Consider the following 14626-nt stretch of genomic DNA (forward strand, 5'->3'; position numbering starts at 1 on the left):
ATTTTTCGATTGAGCAATATCGTCGTGGCAACCGTCTACAGTGGACTGTAGGACTTTTGCTTTTTTTACCCATGGCGCAGCGGATATAGATAAGAAGGGGGTGCTCATATTGGTCAGATCGACAGTTAACAATCCCTACGGCGACGCCGTGCGACAACGGGCCTCGGGCATCGGTCGGCAAGCGCTGGTAAAGATAGGCAACCGCCGCGCGGCACTTTTTGGCCCTCGAACGAGTCTTAGCGTGGATCGCCGTGACGGATGTCACTTCCCCTGTCTACGCTATCCTTGTGCGAGACTCACGCAGGAATCCAGCGCAATATGAATGTCCTGATCGTTGATGACGAACCACTGGCCCGCGAGCGCCTGAGCCGAATGGTTGGCGAGCTCGAGGGTTACAGTGTCCTGGAGCCGAGCGCCACCAATGGCGAAGAGGCATTGGCCCTTATTGACAGCCACAAGCCGGATATCGTGCTGCTCGACATTCGCATGCCTGGCCTGGACGGTCTGCAGGTTGCGGCGAAGTTGTGCGAACGAGAGTCGCCGCCTGCGGTGGTGTTCTGTACCACCCGGGACGATTTCCCACCCGAGGTGTTGCAGGCCGGTGCCGTGGGCTACCTGGTCAAGCCGGTGGCGGCCGAGGCGTTGCTTGAAGCCTTGCGCAAGGCCGAGCGACCCAACCGCGTGCAACTGGCGGCGCTGACCCGTCCGGCCGCCGAAAGCGGTAGCGGCCCGCGCAGCCATATCAGTGCGCGCACCCGCAAAGGCATCGAGCTGATCCCATTGAACCAGGTGGTCTATTTCATCGCCGACCACAAATACGTGACCTTGCGTCATGAGAGTGGCGAGGTGTTGTTGGATGAGCCACTCAAGGCCCTCGAAGACGAGTTCGGCGAACGTTTCGTACGCATCCACCGCAACGCCCTCGTGGCCCGCGAGCGGATCGAGCGTTTGCAACGCACCCCCCTTGGGCATTTCCAACTGTTCCTCAAGGGCCTCAATGGCGATGCGCTGATTGTCAGCCGACGGCACGTGGCCGGCGTGCGCAAAATGATGCAGCAGCTTTAATGCGGCGGTCCAAGGCGTTCCATGCGTTTCATTTCGAGGATTTGGCGGCCAGGGAGGCCTTGGGGTCGTGATTCAAATCAAAGCGGTTTTGGCTGAGCTGTTATTATCTGCCGTATCTTTTAAGTACGGATTGATCCATGTCCCCTCGCGAGATCCGCATCGCCACCCGTAAAAGTGCCTTGGCCCTCTGGCAGGCCGAATACGTCAAAGCCCGCCTGGAAGCGGCCCATCCCGGCCTGATCGTGACCCTGGTGCCCATGGTCAGTCGCGGTGACAAGCTGCTGGATTCGCCGCTGTCGAAGATCGGCGGCAAGGGCCTGTTCGTCAAGGAACTGGAAACCGCGTTGCTGGACAACGAAGCCGACATCGCCGTGCATTCGATGAAAGACGTGCCCATGGACTTTCCCGAAGGCCTGGGCCTGTTTTGCATCTGCGAGCGGGAAGACCCACGCGACGCGTTCGTCTCCAACACGTTCTCCAGTCTTGAAGCTCTGCCTGCCGGGAGCGTGGTCGGCACTTCCAGCCTGCGTCGCCAGGCACAGTTGCTGACTCGCCGTCCGGACCTGCAAATCCGTTTCCTGCGCGGTAACGTCAATACGCGCCTGGCCAAGCTCGATGCCGGTGAGTACGACGCGATCATCCTCGCCGCCGCCGGCCTGATCCGCCTGGGCTTTGAAGATCGCATCACCTCGGCCATCAGCGTCGACGACAGCCTGCCGGCCGGTGGGCAAGGGGCGGTGGGCATCGAGTGTCGCAGCGCCGACAGCGACATCCACGCCTTGCTGGCGCCGCTGCACCATGAAGACACCGCCACGCGGGTATTCGCCGAACGCGCTCTCAACAAACACCTCAATGGCGGTTGCCAAGTGCCGATCGCCTGTTACGCCGTGCTGGAAGGCGAACAGGTCTGGTTGCGCGGGCTGGTGGGGGATCCCAACGGTGGCCGGCTGCTCAGCGCCGAAGCCCGGGCGCCGCGCCACGATGCCGAGGCGTTGGGCGTGCGGGTGGCCGAAGACCTGCTGAGCCAGGGCGCCGCCGACATTCTCAAGGCGGTCTACGGCGAGGCCGGCCACACGTGACGGGTTGGCGGCTGCTGCTCACCCGGCCGACGGACGAGTCGTCGGCGCTGGCGGCTGTCCTGGCCGAAGCGGGGGTCTACAGCAGCAGCCTGCCCTTGCTGGATATCGAGCCGGTCCCGCTGTCCGATGCCGGGCGGGCGATATTCCAGGCGCTGGACCAATACTCTGCCGTGATCGTCGTCAGCAAACCGGCCGCACGCCTGTGCGTCGAGCTGCTGCACCAATACTGGCCCCAACCTCCAGACCAACCATGGTTCAGCGTGGGTGCGGCCACCGGACAGATTCTCGTCGATGCCGGCCTCACGGTGTTTTATCCCGATAACGGCGATGACAGCGAAGCCTTGCTGGAACACTTGGTCTTGCGCCAGGCTGTTGCGCGGCCCGACCCCAAGGTGTTGATCGTGCGGGGTGAGGGCGGGCGTGGCTTGCTGGCAGAGCGTTTGCGCGAGCAAGGTGCTAGTGTCGATTATCTGGAATTGTACCGCCGCCACTTGCCCGATTACGGCGAAGGGGCGTTGCCGGCGAAAGTCGAAGCGGAACGCTTGAACGCACTGGTGGTCAGCAGTGGGCAGGGCTTCGAGCATCTGCAGCGGCTGGCCGGCGATGCGTGGCCGGCCCTGGCGCGGTTACCGTTGTTTGTTCCAAGCCCAAGGGTTGCCGAGATGGCGCGTGCCGCCGGGGCCCGAACAGTTGTGGATTGTCGTGGCGCCAATGCCGCGGCTTTGCTGGCGGCGTTACGGGAACACTCCGTGCCGTTTTCTAATGCAAAGGATGGATACGTGAGCGAAACAGCCTTGCCAAAAGAAGATCTAGACCAGCCAGCGATCGATGCGCCGGTTGAAACTCCGCCCCCGATGGCGCCGCGTCGCGGCAACGGGTTGGCCATTGTTGCATTGCTGCTCGGCGCCGCCGGCGTGGCCGTGGGCGGTTGGGGCGTGTGGCAGGTGCGTCACCTGCAAACCAATAACCAGCAGCAGTCCGCCCAGGTCCAGGCACTGAATGACCAGGCCCAGAGCCTCAAGCTCAACGAGCAACGCCTGAGCGAACGCCTGGCGCAATTGCCCCCGGCCGAAGAGCTGGAGGATCGGCGGCGCCTGGTGGCTCAGTTGCAAAGTGATCAGCAGCACCTGAACCAGCGCCTGGAAACCGTGCTCGGTGCCAGCCGCAAGGATTGGCGTCTGGCGGAGGCCGAGCACTTGTTGCGCCTGGCTAGCCTGCGTCTTTCCGCCCTGCAAGACATCAACAGTGCCCAGGCGCTGGTCCAGGGGGCTGACGAAATCCTGCGCGAGCAGAACGACCCCGGTTCGTTCGCCGCCCGCGAGCAACTGGCCAAGACCCTCGCCGCGTTGCGCAGCACCGAGCAACCGGATCGCACCGGGCTGTTCCTGCAACTGGGCGCCTTGCGTGATCAGGTCCTGGAGCTGACCGAGCTGGCGCCCGAGTACAAGGACCGCGGTGAATCCCTGCTGGGCCTGACCGCCGACGGCGATGGCGCAAGTCGTTGGGCGCAGTGGTGGGACCAGATCTCGCGCTATATCCGTATCGACTTCAACGCCGATGAGAATGTCCGTCCGCTGCTGGCCGGGCAAAGCCTGGTGCAAGTGCGCCTGGCCTTGAGCCTGGCGCTGGAACAGGCGCAATGGGCCGCCCTCAATGGTCAGGCGCCGGTCTACACCCAGGCGCTGACCGAGGCTCGGGACGTGTTGAAGAACAACTTCAACCAGGACAACCCGCAAAGCAAGATCATGCTCGAGCGCGTGGTCGAGCTGTCCAAGCAGCCGGTGACGGTGGTCACCCCGGACCTGACGGGTACGCTGAGCAGCGTCCAGGCTTACCTTGAGCGCCGCAACCTCAATGCCCAGGAATCGGTCAAGCCGCTGCCCGCGCCTGGCGCGCAGGAGGCCACGCCATGAAGCGTCTCTACGTGATTCTGTTCGTGGTCATCGCTGCTGCTGCCTTGCTGGGCGTGGCGATTGCCGAGCATTCGGGTTACGTGCTGGTGGCGTACAAGAACTTCCGTTATGAAGCCGGCCTGTGGGTCACCCTGGCGCTGGTGGCGGTGCTCTGGCTGCTATGGCGAGGTCTGAGGGCGCTGATTGGGCTGGTGACTACGTCGAGTGGTGTGGTCAACCCGTGGTCGCGGCGCAACCGCAGCCGGCGGGTGCAAGTGGCGATCGAGCACGGCCAGTTGGACCTGGCCGAAGGTCGCTGGGCCAGTGCCCAAAGACACCTGCATCGTGCCGCCGAAGCCGAGCGCCAGCCGCTGCTGTATTACCTCGGTGCCGCCCGTGCGGCCAACGAACAAGGTCTCTACGAACAGAGCGACAGTTTGCTCGAACGCGCCCTGGAGCGTCAGCCCCAGGCGGAGTTGGCCATTGCCCTGACGCACGCACAACTGCAGACGGACCGAGGCGACACGGACGGCGCATTGACCACGCTGCAGGCCATGCATGAGCGTCATCCCCATAACGTCCAGGTCCTGCGCCAACTGCAACGACTGCATCAGCAGCGCGGCGACTGGTCGGCATTGATCCGACTGTTGCCGGAGCTGCGCAAGGACAAGGTCCTGCCACCGGCTGAACTGGCGGAACTGGAGCGTCGTGCCTGGGGCGAAAATCTCACCCTGGCAGCCCACCGTGAGGAGGATGGCAGCGTCGGTTTGCAGTCGCTCAATCGCGCCTGGCAACAACTGACCTCCGCGCAGCGCCAGGAGTCGGCGCTGGTGCTGGCCTATGCCGAGCAGTTGCGCCAGTTGGGGGCCCAGGTCGAGGCCGAAGAAGTACTGCGAAGTGCGCTCAAGCGTCACTATGACAGCCATCTGGCGCGCTTGTATGGGTTGGTCCGGGGCAATGATCCGGTCCGCCAGTTGCAAACGGCCGAAGGCTGGCTCAAGGATCATCCGGCCGATCCAAGCCTGTTGCTGACCTTGGGGCGCCTATGCCTGCAGAGCAGTTTGTGGGGCAAGGCGCGGGACTATCTGGAAAGCAGCCTGCGCGTCCAACGCAATCCCGAAGCCTGTGCTGAACTGGCGCGATTGCTGGCGCAACTGGGGGATGCCGAGCGCAGCAACCAGTTGTTTCAGGAGGGGTTGGGGCTGCTGGACGAGCGCCTGCTGGCCGCGCCGTTGCCGGTTCCGGCCCAGGTGTTGTCCACTTGAGATGAGTCATTGTGGCGCGCCTGTACGGGTGGGAGCAAAGCCTGCTCGCGAAACAGGCGCCTCGGTTTCTGAAGGACCGCGTCGTCTTCATCGCGGGCAAGCCTTGCTCCCACTGGTGATACCCGTTTGTTTTTGGGGCTTTGGTCATGCCATCAGTAAAGTCCTACAGTCCATCGCGCTGAATCCTCTTTGGCCTGTCGGGAATTCCCTACATCCCTGGTGAAGTGTCTGCGCGGGCCTGCCTTGAAAGGCCCGAGGGCTTTCCTCTACCGTAACTGCTTGTCTCTTCTGTTACGGAACCGCCATGTCTTTGGCCAGCTCACGCTTCTTGTTTTTCATGGCTTCCATCGCCGCAGCCCTGGCTTTGGGCATCGCCACTTATCTGGAATATTCGGTCGGCCTGACGCCTTGCAGCCTGTGTGTCTTGCAGCGGTTGTGTCTGATGCTGCTCCTGGTGAACAGCCTTGTGGCATGCGTACACGGTCCAGGCCAAAGAGGCAGTCTCTTCTATGGCGCGGCAGGGTTGGTTTTTGCGACGGGGGGAATGACCCTGGCATGGCGTCAGGTCTTGATGCAAAGCCATTCGTTCGAGCCGTTTCCTGATTGTATTGCCCAGCCCAAGCTGATGGATTCGTGGTGGTGCGCGTTGCATCGCGTCCTCGACGGCGCGGTCGATTGCGCGAACATCACCTGGACGCTGTTCGACCTGAGTATCCCCGAATGGAGCCTGTTGTTTTTTCTCGCGGTGTCCAGCGCGATGGCCTATCTACTGCTGCGCCTTGCCTGGAGTGCTCTGGTACGACCGCTCAGCGGCGATACGTCGCAGATGCTCAGGGCCGTGGATTAAACACTTGTATGAACTTTATCTCCTGCGTACCTTGAAGCCATTGTCGTGCGGGCATAATCTGGCCCGCACGTGTTATTGGAATTGTGCCGCTCGATCATGTTGTGTCTGGCTTGTCCCTGATCATCAGGCGTGCACAGGCTGCGAGTGGCATGACTCACAAGGGAAGAAATCACCATGCTCGAAAGTTGTCAGAATGCTCAGGAACGCTGGGGTGGGGTGCATCTGCTGATCGATCGTTGGTTGCAGGAGCGTCACGAACTGGTTCGGGCCTACGATGCCCTCGGCGATAAGCCTGAAGCGCTGAGCGAAAGCCGCAAACCCTTGCAGGAATTCTGCGGTGTGCTGGTCGACTATGTGTCTGCCGGTCATTTCGAGATCTACGAACAACTGACGGGCGAGGCCAAGGCCTTCAACGACAAGCGCGGCCTGGAACTGGCCGAGCAGATCTACCCGCGCATCGATGTCATCACCGAAAAGCTGCTGGCGTTCAACGACCTCTGCGATGAAGGCAAGTGCGTAGCGGAAAAATTCAAGGAGCTGGGCGGCTTGCTGCATGAACGTTTCGAACTGGAAGACTGCCTGATCGAAGTGCTGCACAACGCTCACAAGGAAGAAGCTGCGGTCCAGGCCTGAGGGTTTCGCGGTCATGAAAAAACGGTGCGCATTGCGCACCGTTTTTTATTGGGCCCGCGTCAGGTCGTCGCGCCCAGCAATTCGATTTCAAACACCAGTGGCGTGTACGGCGGGATCACATCTCCCGCCCCATCGGCGCCATAGGCCAGGGTCGACGGAATCACCAGCCGCCATTTTGCGCCTACCGGCATTTGCGGCAATGCACTGCGCCAACCGTCAATCACGCTGTCGAGGTTGAACCACTGTGCCTGGTGGTTGGAATCGAATACGGTGCCGTCCGGCAATCGACCGGTATACAGCACCTGGACTTTGCCGTGAGGGCCGGCTTTCGCGCCGTGGCCTGGCTTGATCTCGGTCAGCAGGATGCCGTCTGCGAGTTGCTGGACGCCGGGACGGTTCTTTTCTTCGTTGAGAAATTTCTGCTCCGTTTTCAACGCGGCTTCGATCTGCGGCGTCGTCGATTGCGAATTCAGTTGTGCCTGGTGCTCGGCGAGGATCTGTTCGATGCGTTCATCCTTGAGGGCCAGCGGCTTGCCCAGGTAGGCCTGTTGCAAGCCTTCGACCAAGGCTTTGATCTGCAGGTCCGGCACGTCCTGGCGCAGGCGTTCGCCAAGGCTTGCGCCCAGGCTGTAAGCCAAATCGTGGGCATCGTTTGCGTTGGTTTTTTCAACGGCCTGGACCGTGGAGCAAGCCATGCACAGGAATAAAAACAGGTGACGCGACATGTGTGCTCTCCGGCCTCGAATCGAGGAATTATGCCAGTGCCGATATCTATAGAGGTGGATTGCCAAGGCACTGGCGCAGAAGATTTTTCGTCTCTTGCAACGCAACGTCTTGTGTACTGTCAACATGCCCTAGCGGCGGTTGAAGCAGAGGTCTAGTATGAGCCGCACTCACGTCAGTCAGGAGGTAAACCATGTCGGCCACCAAGAAGCCTGTAAACACTCCGTTGCACTTGCTCCAACAACTCTCGGGCAGCTTGCTCGAACATCTGGAAAATGCCTGCTCCCAAGCCCTGGCTGATGCTGAAAAACTGCTCGCCAAACTTGAAAAACAACGCGGCAAAGCGCAGGAAAAACTGCACAAGTCGCGCACCAAATTGCAAGACGCAGCCACCGCTGGCAAGGCCAAGGCACAAGCCAAGGCCAAAGATGTCGTGAAAGAACTCGAGGACCTGCTCGATGCCTTGAAGGATCGTCAGTCCGAGACCCGCACCTACATTCTGCAACTCAAGCGTGATGCCCAGGAAAGCCTGAAACTGGCCCAGGGTGTCGGTCGCGTGCAGGAAGCCGCAGGCAAGGCGCTGACGCTTCGTGCTGCCAAGCCTGCCGCTGTATCGGCCAAGAAGCCGGCGGCTAAACCCGTCGCGGCAAAAGCTCCGGTCAAAGTCGCTGCCAAGCCTGCGGCGAAAGCACCGGCCAAAGCTGCCAGCAAGCCTGCTGCCAAGCCGGTCGCTGCCAGCGCTGCAAAACCTGCGGCAAAAAAACCAGTCGTCAAAGCTGCGGCCAAGCCTGCCGCTAAAACGGCGGCCGCTAAACCTGCTGCCGCCAAGCCCGCGGTAAAAGCTGCTGCTAAACCAGCCGCCAAACCTGCGGCAAAAGTTGCAGCCAAACCTGCCGCTAAAACCGCCGCCGCTAAACCTGCTGCCAAAGCGGCGGTAAAAGCCACTGCAAAACCTGCTGCCGCCAAGCCGGCTGCCAAACCAGCAGCAACCAAAACGGCTGCGGCCAAGCCTGCTGCGAAAACGGCTGCCAAGCCAGTCGCTGCCAAAGCACCCGCCAAAGTAGCGGCTAAACCCGCCGCCAAACCGGCTGCGGCAAAACCTGCTGCCAAGCCAGCTGTCGCGAAGCCGGCCGCTGCAAAACCTGCTGCCAAGCCAGCGGCCAAGCCTGCCGTGAAAAAGCCAGTCGCTGCAAAACCTGCGACTGCGCCAGCTGCCAAGCCAGCGACACCGGCTCCGACCGCGGCACCGGCTTCAACCGCCAGCGCTCCGGCTGCGGCGACCAGCCCATCCGCCGCCGTTGCGCCGAGCTCCAGCAGCACCCCAACCAGCGCTTCCTAAGTGCCGGACACCGCGACGCGCAGCTGATGCAGCGCGTCGCGGCTCGCTGGCCCGGCATTCGCCGCCAGCCCTTGCAGCCATTGCGCTGAGTCGTTCTGTTGTTCCCCGGGCCAATCCTTGGCCAGCGCTTCCAATCGCTCCAGCAATTGCCGTTCGGCTGCCAACTCCAGTTGCTTGACCTGCTCGCGCAGGCCATTGAGTGCCGTGTCCTGGAGGGCGCTGGTTTTCCATTGGCTGCGAAGTGTGCGCAGTGGCCGCACCACCTCGGCATCCCACGGCTCGGCCAATAGTCGAAGCTGCTGCAGCCTGTGTTCATTGCAGGCCACGCCGCGCTGCGCCAGCCACAGGCCACAAAGCAGCAGGCAGACGTTGGCGCCCGCGTCTTGCGACGTCAGGCAGGCAGGCTCTACGCCAGGCTTGGCATAGAGGTCGAGGGAAAAGCTCCACAGGTCTGGGGACATCGTGCTACTCGCGCCAGTTGCGAGCGAAGCTGGTAGACTCCGCCGCCATTATGATCCGACTTCAGAACCTGACTTTACAGCGTGGCCCGCAACGTCTGCTAGAAGACGCCGAGCTGACCCTGCACGCCGGCCACAAAGCCGGCCTCATCGGTGCCAACGGCGCCGGCAAATCGAGCCTGTTCGCCTTGCTGCGAGGCGAGCTGCACCCGGACTCGGGTGATTGCCTGTTGCCGTCCGATTGGCGCATCGCCCACATGCGCCAGGAGGTCGACACCCTCGAGCGCCTGGCGGTGGACTACGTGCTCGATGGCGACCTGCGCCTGCGCCAGGTGCAACGTGACCTGGCTGCGGCCGAAGCGGCCCACGACGGTGCCGCACAGGCCCGCCTGCACGCGGAACTCGACAGTGCCGACGGCTACACCGCCGATGCCCGTGCGCGCAAATTGCTCGCCGGCCTGGGCTTTACCAATGAGCAGATGGATCGCCAGGTCGGGGACTTCTCCGGTGGCTGGCGGATGCGCCTGAACTTGGCCCAGGCCTTGATGTGTCCTTCGGATCTGCTGTTGCTCGATGAGCCGACCAACCACTTGGACCTCGACGCTATCATCTGGCTCGAAGACTGGCTCAAGAGTTACCCGGGCACGCTGCTGCTGATTTCCCACGACCGTGATTTCCTCGACGCGGTGGTGGATCACGTGGCCCATGTCGATCAGCGCAAGCTCACCTTGTACCGCGGCGGCTACAGCGCCTTCGAGCGCGCGCGTGCCGAACGCCTGGCCCAGCAACAGCAGGCCTACGAGAAGCAACAGGCGCAACGTGCGCACATGGAAAGCTACATCGCCCGCTTCAAGGCCCAGGCCACCAAGGCGCGCCAGGCCCAGAGCCGGATCAAGGCGCTGGAGCGGATGGAAGAGTTGTCGGCGGCCCACGTCGATTCGCCGTTCGATTTTGTCTTCCGCGAATCGACCAAGATTTCCAGCCCGTTGATCGACCTGTCCGACGCGCGCCTGGGCTACGGCGACAAGACCGTGCTGGAGAAGGTCAAGCTGCAACTGACCCCGGGTGCGCGGATCGGTCTGCTGGGCCCCAACGGTGCTGGTAAGTCGACCCTGATCAAGAACCTTTCCGGTGAACTCGAGCCACTGGCCGGGCGTCTCACCCGGGGCGAGAACACGGTGGTCGGCTACTTCGCCCAGCATCAGCTCGATTCTCTGGATTCCAAGGCCAGCCCGCTGTTGCACCTGCAACGCCTGGCGCCGACCGAGCGCGAGCAGGTTCTGCGGGATTTCCTCGGCGGTTTCGATTTCCGCGGGGCGCGCATCGACGAGCCGGTGCTGAATTTCTCCGGTGGCGAAAAGGCGCGCCTTGCGCTGGCGTTGATCGCTTGGGGCCGGCCAAACCTGTTGCTGCTCGACGAACCGACCAACCACCTGGACCTGGAGATGCGCCTGGCTTTGACCATGGCCTTGCAGGAATTCAGTGGCGCGGTGCTGGTGGTGTCCCACGATCGGCATTTGCTCAAGAGCACCACGGATAACTTCTTCCTGGTGGCCGATGGCAAGGTCGAGGAATTCGACGGCGACCTGGAAGACTACGCCCGTTGGCTGGTGGAATACCGTCAGCGCAACGCGCCGGTCAGCAGCACGCCGGTCAACCCGGACAAGACCGACAAGAAAGCCCAACGGCAGGCCGCCGCCGCATTGCGCCAGCAACTGGCGCCGCACAAGCGTGAGGCCGACAAGCTCGAAGCCGAGCTGGGCAAGCTGCATGAAAAACTGCAGAAGATCGAAACCAGCCTTGGCGACAGTGGTCTCTACGAGGCGGCGCGCAAAGATGAGTTGCGCGACTTGCTGGCCGAGCAGGCCAAGCTGAAGGTTCGGGAAGCGGAGCTCGAGGAGGCGTGGATGCAAGCGCTGGAACTGCTGGAAAACCTGCAAGCGGAGCTGGAGGCGTTGTCCTGATGGAAGCGTTGGCGTTGCCTGTACCCGTCATGTGGATCGAGCCGATCTGGCTGGGTGTGCAAATCCTGCTGATCCTGCTGGCCGGTTATGTCGCGCAGCGTGTCGTGGCGCGGGCCCTTACCGGCCTGGGTGAGCGTTACCCGTTCCCACCCCAACTGGTCATTATCCTGCGGGGTGTGCTGCGCTGGCTGATCATGGGCACTGCGGTGCTGGTGGTGCTCGAGCGCTTGGGCGTCTCGGCCACGGTGCTATGGACCGCATTGTCGGGCTTCGTCGCGGTGGCAGCGGTGGCGTTCTTTGCCATCTGGAGCGTGCTGTCGAACCTGTTCTGCGCCGTTTTGATCTACACCGTCGGACCGTTTCGCCTGGGCGATGTGGTCGAGTTGGTGGACACCACCGACAAGCCCGGCATCAAGGGACGCGTGGTGGCGATCAATCTGCTGTACACCACACTGATCGAGCCCGAGGAACTCGGCACCGGCAGCGCCATGGTGCAAGTACCCAACAGCCTGTTCTTCCAGCGTTCGGTGCGGCGCTGGCGCGGCAGCGAGGCGTTTCCGGTGGGTGGTTTCGTCGAGTAAGGGACTGCTGCGCAGCCCAGCGGGGGCAAGCTCCCTTGCCACGGTGTTCAAGCCGGCTTAAGTGCTTGCGCAAAAAACGGTGGTCAACGGCCTGGCGGCGCATTAGCTTAGTCGTTTCGATGAATCCGAGCTGAGGTGTGCAATGTTGCTGGAAACATGGCTGGCGTTTTTTGCCGCATGTTGGGTGATCAGTCTTTCCCCTGGTGCCGGTGCCATTGCATCGATGTCCAGTGGCTTGCGCTACGGCTTCTGGCGCGGTTACTGGAACGCCTTGGGCCTGCAATTGGGCCTGGCGTTGCAAATCGTGATCGTCGCCGCCGGTGTTGGCGCGATCCTCACTGCGTCGGCCACTGCGTTCTATGCAATCAAATGGTTCGGCGTGGCCTACCTGGTCTACCTGGGGGTCAAACAGTGGCGAGCCATTCCCGGTGAAATGACCGACGATACGGGCCCGCGGCCCATCGGCAAGCCCTTGGCGCTGGTTTTTCGCGGCTTCCTGGTCAACATCAGCAACCCCAAGGCGCTGGTGTTCATGCTGGCGGTGTTGCCGCAGTTCATCAATCCCCATGCCCCGTTGATCCAGCAATACCTGATCCTGGGTGTAACGATGGTCGTGGTCGATCTCATCGTCATGGCCGGGTACACCGGGCTGGCGTCCAAAGTCCTGCGGTTGTTGCGCACCCCGAAACAGCAACGGCGAATGAACCGTGCCTTCGCGGGTATGTTCATTGGCGCGGCGGGTTTGCTGGCGACGATTCGCAAGGCTGCGGCGTAAAACAAAACCCGTGGCGAGGTTACTTTGTGGGAGCAAGCCTTGCTCCCACATAGCCTTGCTCCCACAAGACCTCTGCGCCACAGAGCATTCGCTCAGTGATTCAGCGCAAAATCACCGGCGCCGTATCCCGTGGCAGGTTGTTGCGCTGCACCGGCTCGCTGGGTTGTTGGTAGCTCGGGCCGCCGAGCTGTTCGCTCAGTTGCCGCGCCACGTCTTCCCCCAGGGCCTTGGACACATCGCGCACCACCCGCGGGCGGTTGAGGCTGATGTGCACGTCCCGGTGGTTCAACAGCTTGGTGTCCTGGCCTTCGCCCATGGCCGTAAAGGCCGAGGTGATTTCGTAGGTCTTGGTGTTGATCAGGCTGAAGTCTGCCACCAGGGTCAGCGCCAGCACCGCCGAGTAGCTGTCGGTATTGGCCAGCTCGTTGATGTCGCGGGTGAAGTCGATGTCCGACACGGTGCCGAACAGCACGTAGTCGGCGCCCTTGAAGTTCCCGGCCTTGATGCGCTTGATCACGTCATAGACGTCACCCGTGGATGCCGCGGTGTGGGGCGTGCCCTGGGTCAGCTGGAACATCCCGCTGCGCAGGATCTCGCCCTTGATGTCGCCGGTGAACTTGCGCAGTTCGCCCTGCTCGATGTAGCTGCTGGTGGCTTCCATCTCGTCGTAGCTCGAGGAAGCACTGGCGCTGTAAGGGTTCGCCTGGAAGTTGCTCTGCGCTGAAACGGTGTGGATGTATTCCTCCACCCGTTCCTGGTACGCAAGGTCGGTCACTGCGACTTTCGGGGCCGCCTGCGCGCCAAATGCGCAGGCCAGGGCCATGATGCCTATCCATGTGCGCATGGCTTAACGCTCCGTGGTCTTGCGGATTTCTTTTTCGTCCATCCACTCGGCCAGACCGCTTTCGACGTCGATCAATTGCAGGCTGAATTTGTAGAAGACGTCCTTGTAGTCGCTGCTGCGCTTGACGATCGAGCTGATGGAGCCTTCGAGACGGTACTTGGCAGCGATCATGTTGCCGGTCTTGGCCACGGTGCTTTTCTTGTACAGACCGCTCTGGTTCTGCAGCTTGAGCTGGTCGACCTGGCTGTCCATGGCGGTGTTGTCGCTGGCAAAACGGGCAGCCCCGGTCTTCATCAGTTGGGTCTTGATGCTGGTGGTGATTTCACGGGTGTCGATGTATTCGCTGGTCTTGTTCTTCACGTCATAGACCTGGACAACCGGGCGCCCCTGCAGGATGCCGGACTGGGCCAGGGAGCGGGTCATGGACTCGGCGATCATTTGCAGGTCGGTGGAACCGAACTCGTTGGTCACGGTTTCCACGGCCTTGGTGTCGCCGTAGCTGATGTTCTTGTTGCCCAGGACCGGCGAGTTGTTGGCACAGCCGCTGACCAGCAAGGCGGCGAGGGCGAGGGAGGAGATGCGTACGAACATGTGGGTGCTCTCAATAACTGTATAAAAGGTTTTGTTGCGAGGGGATTTATCCCCGCTGGCTGCGCACTGTAGGAGCTGCCGAAGGCTGCGATCTTTTGATCTTTCGCTTGCGACTCAAGTGTCTGGGGAAGGATCGCAGCCTCGTTGCACTCGTCAGCTCCTACACAGTGCCTACATCAGCTCCTATGGCCCAGGCTCAAGGGGTATTGATTTCCAAGCGGAAATCCACCGCCTTGGGTGTCGGTGCGATGGCCGGCAGGAAACTGGTCTGTTCGCCGTACAGCGTCAGGCTTTTCCAGGTTTCTTCCTCGGCGATCGGAAAGCCTTCCGGCCCCAGCCAGGCAAAGCGGTAATACATCGTCTTGTTGTTGTAGCTGGTGTTGCTCAGCTGCACGTTGACGGTCATGTAGCCGTTTTCCCGGGCCACGCGCATGGCGCCGACCACGATGTTTTTGGTCTTGCCCATCGCCACGACCTTGCTGGCGGCGCTGCCCGGCTCCGGTGGCGGTGGGGTGGCGCACCCGGCCAGCAAGGCCAGGGCACCGACGGCGATCAGTTTTAAACGCATGT

15 protein-coding genes and 2 pseudogenes are annotated in these 14626 nt (G+C 61.9%); 12 read left to right on the forward strand and 5 right to left on the reverse strand.

Annotation, left to right across the window (positions count from 1 at the left end):
* Window positions 1-172: 172 nt before the first annotated feature.
* The 8 genes and pseudogenes from KGA89_RS16740 to KGA89_RS16775 form a co-directional block, all read left to right on the forward strand.
* A pseudogene (locus KGA89_RS16740) lies at window positions 173-322 on the forward strand (sensor histidine kinase); the annotation flags it as partial.
* Complete coding sequence (locus tag KGA89_RS16745; RefSeq protein ID WP_003206780.1) at window positions 319-1065, forward strand: LytR/AlgR family response regulator transcription factor; 747 nt, start codon at window positions 319-321, stop codon at window positions 1063-1065. The pseudogene KGA89_RS16740 and the gene KGA89_RS16745, both read left to right, overlap by 4 nt.
* Before the next feature lie 137 nt (window positions 1066-1202).
* The gene (hemC, locus tag KGA89_RS16750; protein ID WP_003206778.1) at window positions 1203-2144 is read left to right on the forward strand and encodes a hydroxymethylbilane synthase; all 942 of its coding nucleotides are present in this window, start codon (window positions 1203-1205) and stop codon (window positions 2142-2144) included.
* A pseudogene (locus KGA89_RS16755) lies at window positions 2141-2887 on the forward strand (uroporphyrinogen-III synthase); the annotation flags it as partial. The gene hemC and the pseudogene KGA89_RS16755, both read left to right, overlap by 4 nt.
* 36 nt (window positions 2888-2923) lie before the next feature.
* Complete coding sequence (locus KGA89_RS16760) at window positions 2924-4057, forward strand: uroporphyrinogen-III C-methyltransferase (protein WP_027912775.1); 1134 nt, start codon at window positions 2924-2926, stop codon at window positions 4055-4057.
* Window positions 4054-5301, forward strand: coding sequence for a heme biosynthesis protein HemY (locus KGA89_RS16765; protein WP_003206775.1), 1248 nt, complete (start codon window positions 4054-4056; stop codon window positions 5299-5301). The genes KGA89_RS16760 and KGA89_RS16765 overlap by 4 nt, the downstream gene beginning before the upstream one ends.
* A gap of 304 nt (window positions 5302-5605) precedes the next feature.
* Window positions 5606-6148 (forward strand): disulfide bond formation protein B, encoded by a 543-nt coding sequence (locus KGA89_RS16770; RefSeq protein ID WP_003206773.1) that lies wholly within the window; start codon window positions 5606-5608, stop codon window positions 6146-6148.
* 174 nt (window positions 6149-6322) lie between these two features.
* Window positions 6323-6781, forward strand: coding sequence for an Rsd/AlgQ family anti-sigma factor (locus KGA89_RS16775; RefSeq protein WP_003206770.1), 459 nt, complete (start codon window positions 6323-6325; stop codon window positions 6779-6781).
* A gap of 59 nt (window positions 6782-6840) precedes the next feature.
* Here KGA89_RS16775 and KGA89_RS16780 read toward each other — a convergent pair whose 3' ends face one another.
* Window positions 6841-7506, reverse strand: a complete 666-nt coding sequence (locus KGA89_RS16780; protein WP_013694534.1) for an FKBP-type peptidyl-prolyl cis-trans isomerase — start codon at window positions 7504-7506, stop codon at window positions 6841-6843.
* Window positions 7507-7697: 191 nt separating this feature from the next.
* On the opposite strand from KGA89_RS16780, the gene KGA89_RS16785 reads away from it, so the two are divergent.
* Window positions 7698-8843 carry an AlgP family protein gene (locus KGA89_RS16785; protein ID WP_223472074.1) on the forward strand — a complete coding sequence of 382 codons (1146 nt, stop codon included), beginning with the start codon at window positions 7698-7700 and terminating at the stop codon, window positions 8841-8843.
* Here KGA89_RS16785 and KGA89_RS16790 read toward each other — a convergent pair.
* Window positions 8840-9304: a TIGR02444 family protein gene (locus KGA89_RS16790; RefSeq protein WP_223472075.1), complete on the reverse strand. Its 465-nt coding sequence runs from the start codon at window positions 9302-9304 to the stop codon at window positions 8840-8842. The two genes, KGA89_RS16785 and KGA89_RS16790, sit on opposite strands and share 4 nt — an antisense overlap.
* 50 nt (window positions 9305-9354) lie before the next feature.
* On the opposite strand from KGA89_RS16790, the gene KGA89_RS16795 reads away from it, so the two are divergent.
* The 3 genes from KGA89_RS16795 (at window position 9355) to rhtB (ending at window position 12621) form a co-directional block, all read left to right on the forward strand.
* Entirely contained in the window at window positions 9355-11265 is a 1911-nt protein-coding gene (locus tag KGA89_RS16795) for an ATP-binding cassette domain-containing protein (protein WP_003206762.1), read from the forward strand.
* Window positions 11265-11846, forward strand: coding sequence for a mechanosensitive ion channel family protein (locus KGA89_RS16800; RefSeq protein WP_003206760.1), 582 nt, complete (start codon window positions 11265-11267; stop codon window positions 11844-11846). Before KGA89_RS16795 ends, KGA89_RS16800 begins: the two co-directional genes overlap by 1 nt.
* 142 nt (window positions 11847-11988) lie before the next feature.
* Window positions 11989-12621 carry a homoserine/homoserine lactone efflux protein gene (gene rhtB, locus KGA89_RS16805; RefSeq protein ID WP_003206758.1) on the forward strand — a complete coding sequence of 211 codons (633 nt, stop codon included), beginning with the start codon at window positions 11989-11991 and terminating at the stop codon, window positions 12619-12621.
* 100 nt (window positions 12622-12721) lie between these two features.
* On the opposite strand, the gene KGA89_RS16810 is transcribed toward rhtB, so the two are convergent.
* The 3 genes from KGA89_RS16810 to KGA89_RS16820 all read right to left on the reverse strand — a co-directional run bounded on the left by KGA89_RS16810 (window position 12722) and on the right by KGA89_RS16820 (window position 14624).
* A complete protein-coding gene (locus KGA89_RS16810) occupies window positions 12722-13465 on the reverse strand; it encodes a hypothetical protein (protein ID WP_003206756.1) in 744 nt (247 codons plus the stop codon).
* 3 nt (window positions 13466-13468) lie between these two features.
* On the reverse strand, window positions 13469-14056 hold the full coding sequence (gene lpoB / locus KGA89_RS16815) for a penicillin-binding protein activator LpoB (protein ID WP_003177333.1): 588 nt from the start codon (window positions 14054-14056) through the stop codon (window positions 13469-13471).
* Window positions 14057-14252: 196 nt separating this feature from the next.
* Entirely contained in the window at window positions 14253-14624 is a 372-nt protein-coding gene (locus KGA89_RS16820; RefSeq protein ID WP_003206754.1) for a YcfL family protein, read from the reverse strand.
* Window positions 14625-14626: the final 2 nt, after the last annotated feature.

Source organism: Pseudomonas sp. A-RE-22, from assembly GCF_019956035.1.
GTDB classification, from domain to species: domain Bacteria; phylum Pseudomonadota; class Gammaproteobacteria; order Pseudomonadales; family Pseudomonadaceae; genus Aquipseudomonas; species Aquipseudomonas brassicacearum.

What these genes read in the sequence shown, in the direction of transcription:
- KGA89_RS16745 (WP_003206780.1), top strand. Translation starts at nt 319, where the DNA reads ATGAATGTCCTGATCGTTGATGACGAACCACTGGCCCGCGAGCGCCTG.
- hemC (WP_003206778.1), top strand. Translation starts at nt 1,203, where the DNA reads ATGTCCCCTCGCGAGATCCGCATCGCCACCCGTAAAAGTGCCTTGGCC.
- KGA89_RS16765 (WP_003206775.1), top strand. Translation starts at nt 4,054, where the DNA reads ATGAAGCGTCTCTACGTGATTCTGTTCGTGGTCATCGCTGCTGCTGCC.
- KGA89_RS16770 (WP_003206773.1), top strand. Translation starts at nt 5,606, where the DNA reads ATGTCTTTGGCCAGCTCACGCTTCTTGTTTTTCATGGCTTCCATCGCC.
- KGA89_RS16775 (WP_003206770.1), top strand. Translation starts at nt 6,323, where the DNA reads ATGCTCGAAAGTTGTCAGAATGCTCAGGAACGCTGGGGTGGGGTGCAT.
- KGA89_RS16780 (WP_013694534.1), bottom strand. Translation starts at nt 7,506, where the DNA reads ATGTCGCGTCACCTGTTTTTATTCCTGTGCATGGCTTGCTCCACGGTC.
- KGA89_RS16785 (WP_223472074.1), top strand. Translation starts at nt 7,698, where the DNA reads ATGTCGGCCACCAAGAAGCCTGTAAACACTCCGTTGCACTTGCTCCAA.
- KGA89_RS16790 (WP_223472075.1), bottom strand. Translation starts at nt 9,304, where the DNA reads ATGTCCCCAGACCTGTGGAGCTTTTCCCTCGACCTCTATGCCAAGCCT.
- KGA89_RS16795 (WP_003206762.1), top strand. Translation starts at nt 9,355, where the DNA reads ATGATCCGACTTCAGAACCTGACTTTACAGCGTGGCCCGCAACGTCTG.
- KGA89_RS16800 (WP_003206760.1), top strand. Translation starts at nt 11,265, where the DNA reads ATGGAAGCGTTGGCGTTGCCTGTACCCGTCATGTGGATCGAGCCGATC.
- rhtB (WP_003206758.1), top strand. Translation starts at nt 11,989, where the DNA reads ATGTTGCTGGAAACATGGCTGGCGTTTTTTGCCGCATGTTGGGTGATC.
- KGA89_RS16810 (WP_003206756.1), bottom strand. Translation starts at nt 13,465, where the DNA reads ATGCGCACATGGATAGGCATCATGGCCCTGGCCTGCGCATTTGGCGCG.
- lpoB (WP_003177333.1), bottom strand. Translation starts at nt 14,056, where the DNA reads ATGTTCGTACGCATCTCCTCCCTCGCCCTCGCCGCCTTGCTGGTCAGC.
- KGA89_RS16820 (WP_003206754.1), bottom strand. Translation starts at nt 14,624, where the DNA reads ATGCGTTTAAAACTGATCGCCGTCGGTGCCCTGGCCTTGCTGGCCGGG.